This is a genomic window from Nocardia sp. NPDC058497 (assembly GCF_042720195.1).
Classification (GTDB): domain Bacteria; phylum Actinomycetota; class Actinomycetes; order Mycobacteriales; family Mycobacteriaceae; genus Nocardia.
Window position 1 is genome coordinate 1 of record NZ_JBHXMY010000505.1, and the last position, 4,338, is coordinate 4,338.

The 4,338-nt window shown below is 65.7% G+C and carries 2 protein-coding genes and 1 pseudogene; 2 read left to right on the forward strand and 1 reads right to left on the reverse strand.

Annotation, left to right across the window (positions count from 1 at the left end):
• Nucleotides 1-597 (reverse strand): annotated as a pseudogene (locus ACFWPJ_RS25960) (cytochrome P450); the annotation flags it as partial.
• A 179-nt stretch (nucleotides 598-776) separates the two neighbouring features.
• On the opposite strand from ACFWPJ_RS25960, the gene ACFWPJ_RS25965 reads away from it, so the two are divergent.
• Nucleotides 777-2,402: a GMC oxidoreductase gene (locus tag ACFWPJ_RS25965; RefSeq protein WP_378855056.1), complete on the forward strand. Its 1,626-nt coding sequence runs from the start codon at nucleotides 777-779 to the stop codon at nucleotides 2,400-2,402.
• A 270-nt stretch (nucleotides 2,403-2,672) separates the two neighbouring features.
• The gene (locus ACFWPJ_RS25970) at nucleotides 2,673-4,331 is read left to right on the forward strand and encodes a condensation domain-containing protein (RefSeq protein ID WP_378855058.1); all 1,659 of its coding nucleotides are present in this window, start codon (nucleotides 2,673-2,675) and stop codon (nucleotides 4,329-4,331) included.
• Nucleotides 4,332-4,338: the final 7 nt, after the last annotated feature.

Sequence of the window (4,338 nt, forward strand, 5' to 3'; positions counted from 1 at the left end):
ATCTTCGACGGCGCGGCGGAAAGTGGCCCAGGTCAGGCCTCGCTCGAGCAGCGGCGCACCGGTATCGCCCCACCGCAGCAGAGTGGCATGCATTTCGGCGGGCAACCCGAGCAGTTCGGCGATGATCGCGATGGGCAACCGCTCGCAGAAGTCGTCGATCAGATCCGGTCGCGGCGTCGATTTCATGCCGTCGAGCAGGTCATCGGTCACTTCGACAACCCGCTCCCGGAGTTTGGCTATCGCCTTCGGCGCGAATGCCTGCCCGACCAGGCGGCGGTAGATGGTGTGTTCCGGCGGATCGGTCACCAGCATCGAGGGCGGTTCGGCGAGGTTGGGAAGTTCCAGATCCGTCTTGGTCAACACCCAGCGAAACACCTTCGGCAGGGCCCGACTGTTGGGCGAGACCGCGCCGAAGCGACGGTCCCGCAGGATGAGCCGGCATATTTCGTGGTCCGCGGTGACGCGCAGCTTCGAGATGTTCGACACGGTGGGCATCCGGCCCAGCTGCCGGATCTCCTCGACGGCGCGCGGCGAGCCGCGCCCGCGATCCGGACCGGCCAGGATCTGCGCGAGGGGGTCGTCGCGATGCGCCGGCATCAGGAGATAGGTCCGTGCCAGGCGATGTAAGACCAGCCACCGAAACCATGCGCGCGTCAACATTCGTCGTCACCTCCCACGCAGGATCTCCCCATGGTAGAGCTCCTCGGCACATTTGGCTAATTCTCGGCTAGCCTGAATCAGCAAGCCTTGACCATGCACATCAGGTGAGGGGCACGATGGACAGACGCGGTTTCATCAAGGGTGTCGGCCTGACCGCGACGATGCTTGCCACGGCCACGGCCACGTCTCCGGCGTGGGCGCAGGACTACCGCCTTGGCCCGAATGCGTTGTTGTACCGCGCATTGGTGCCGGAGATCTTCGCGCCGCTGCCGGATCCGGCCGACCATGTGCCGGCGATCGTCATCGGATCGGGGTTCGGGGCGTCGATTACCGCGCTGCGACTGGCACAGTCCGGAGCCGAGGTCGCCGTGCTCGAGCGCGGGTCGCGCTGGCCGAATGATCCGTGGCGCAACATCTTCGCCGTCGACACGATTCCGGATGGCCGCGGCTACTGGCATCGCACCTCCTTTACCGGCGTGAACGGGAATACCGTCGCGCTCGATCCGTTCGGCGGGGTCCTCGACATCTCCAGTTACCCGGGCATCGACGTGTGGCACGGTGCGTGTGTCGGCGGTGGCTCGGTGGTGTTCACCGGGGTGATGATCGAGCCGGAGCAGCGGTTCTTCGACCATGTGTTCGGCGGTGTGGTCGACTACCGCGAGATGCATGAGGTCTACTACCCCAGGGTCCGGGAGACCTTGCGGCCGAGCCCGATCCCGGACGACATCTATCACTCCATCGCGTTCGCGCACGCGCGGGCCTGGGACGGTCAGGTCCGCGCGGCCGGCTACGCGCCGCAACGCATCGACGGCATGTGGAATTGGCACATCATCCGCGACGAGCTGGCCGGACGATCGCTGCCCTCGGCGACGATCGGCTGTTCGAACCTCGGCAATTCCAACGGCGCGAAGTTCGATCTCAACCAGAACTATCTGCGCTATGCCGAGGCCACCGGCCTTGCCCGGATCTACCCCGGCCACCGGGTGGACGCCATCGCCAGGGAACCGGGAGCGTCGGGTCGTTATGTCGTCAGCGTGACCAAACTGGCACCAACCGGCGAGGTGCTCCGAACCCGGACGCTGACCTGCGACAAGCTGTTTCTCGGTGCGGGCTCTATCGGCACCTCCGAGCTGCTGGTGCGCGCGCGGGAGACCGGCGCGCTGCCGAACCTGAACGAGCACATCGGCGAGGGCTGGGGCAGCAACGGCGATGTGGGCTTGGCCCGGCCCCTCAGCTCACTCGACGTGGGCACGCAGGGTGCGCCGTCCGCGAGCCGGATTCTGGACGAGGCGGGCGCACCTGTGTCGCTGGAGAACTGGTACATCCCCGGCGCACCGCCGTTCGACGTCGGCACGCTCGGATCGCTGGGCATGGTGCTCGACGACACCCGGGGCCGGTTCGTCTACAACCCCGCCGACGGGCGGGTGGACCTGCACTGGCCGGAGAACGGCACTGCCGGCTACCTCGCGCGAGCGCAGGAAGTCAACGACAAGGCGGCCCGCTGCTGCGTACCCATCGGCCCACCGGTCTCTGGTGGGAACGCCTCCCTCACCTCACATCCGCTGGGCGGCGCGGTGATCGGACGCGCGACAGACGGGTACGGTCGGGTGGTCGGTTATCGGGGCCTGTACGTCATGGACGGGGCGGCTGTGCCCGGTAGCACCGGAACGGTGAACCCGTCATTGACTATCAGCGCGCTGGCTGAGCGCAATATCGAACACATCATTGGTTCTGGGGCGTAGTAAAAGGTCGTGAGTGTCGCAGGTGCACTATGCGATCGGGCGTCGAAGTAATTGCAGTAGAGTATCGAAGTATCGCAGTGTATCGCTTTCATAAATTTATTCAATACTTCGCGGTGCGGATCGTTGTTCTGGGTACCTGCCGGGCAATTAGTCTGCTTACACTGGCGCGGTGGGGTCTGGAGGCGGCTGATGACCAGTGCGCGACAACAGTTTCCGCCCGACCGTGGAGTGGGTGGGAAATCGGAGCCATACGTTTCGGATACTCGGCCGGTGCCGCTGTCCGCGGGACAGCGGGCGCTGTGGCTGGCGCAACAATTGAGCCCGGACGTGCCGATATGTGAGGCGCAGTATCTCGAGTTCCATGGAGATCTGGATCTCGAGATACTGCGTATGGTGTCGATTCGAACAGGTCACGAATTTCAATCGGGTTATTTGCGGCTGGTAGAGGTCGACGGTGAGCCGTATCAGTTGTTCGACCCGTCACTGGCGTCGCGGGGGCCGCTCATCGATATGCGTGGTGAACCGGACCCCATGGCGGCGGCCTTGGGGTGGATGCGCCGGGAGTACACCACGCCGTTGGATATGACCAGGGACCGGTTGGTCGCCTGGGTGGTGGTGCAGGTCGGGGATCGGCATTTTCTGTGGTACATCAGGGTTCACCACGTCGCCGTGGACGGCTATGCCGCGATGACGATTATGAACCGGGTCGCGGCGCTGTACACAGCGGCGGTGGAAGGCCGGACGGCAGAGCCGAATCGGGCGGCGGACTTGCGCACCCTCTACGAGGCCGACCGCAGTTACCGGGAGTCGACGCGGTTCACCAGCGACCAAGCATTCTGGCTGGACAGACTCGCCGACGTCGAGGACGAGTCCAGCCTGGCCGCCGGGTCCGCACCCGCGCGCGCGGACAGCGTGGTCGCCAGAGCCGAATTGCCCACCGCGACGGTGGGACGGATCGGTCATTCCGCGACAGTGTTGGAGGCGACCCCGGCGGCGGTGGTGATCGCGGCATTCGGAACCTATCTGGCCCGGATGACCGGCCGGGACGAGGTCGTGGTCAATATTCCCGTTTCGGGTCGCACCACCGCGGTGTTGCGGCGGTCCGGGGGAGTCTTCGTCAATGTGGTGCCGCTGCCGATCGTGCTCGGCTCGGGGGACACGGTCGCGTCGCTGGTGCGGCGGGTGCAGGCCGACCTGGTAGGAGCGTTGCGGCACCAGCGGTGCGGCCTCACCGACATTCGCGCCGCCGCGGGGAAGAGCGGGGAGCGGCGTTTCGCGGGCCCGGTGGTGAATGTCATGTTCTTCCCCCAGGAACTCCGGCTCGGGTCGATGACCGCGGAGTTCCATCTCCTCAGCTCCGGGCCGGTCGAAGATGTGCTGGTCGATCTGTACCAGGCCGGAGACCCGCCGCAGACGATCCTCCATTTCATGGCCAATCCCAACCTCTACACCGGCCCCGAACTGTCGGCGCATCACACCGGATTCGTGCAGCTCCTCGACGCGTTCGCGGCCGCCGAACCGGACACCGATCTCGGGCAGGTCCACCCCGGCAGCGCCCGCTACGGCGCCGGGATACGGCGCCGACGCGAGAACCTGGCGTTCTGGCGAGCCACGCTCGCGGACCTTCCCCTGGAGCTTCGTCTTCCTGCCGACAGGCCGCTTCCGTCTGTGCTGTCTACACTGAGTTCCCCCGTCAGCTACCCGGTGGCTGCCGAGCTGACGCAGGCGCTGGAAAGGTATGCGCGGCAATATAGCTCGTCACTGTTCATGGTGATTCAGGGCACGCTGGCGGTGCTGCTTGCCCGGTTGAGCGAGACGACCGATATTCCGATCGGTATGCCGATCGCACGAAGTGGCGGAGCCGGGCTTGTCTTGCGGACCGAGATCGATCTCGATGAATCGGTCACCGAGCTGCTCGGGCGGATCTGACAGGTCG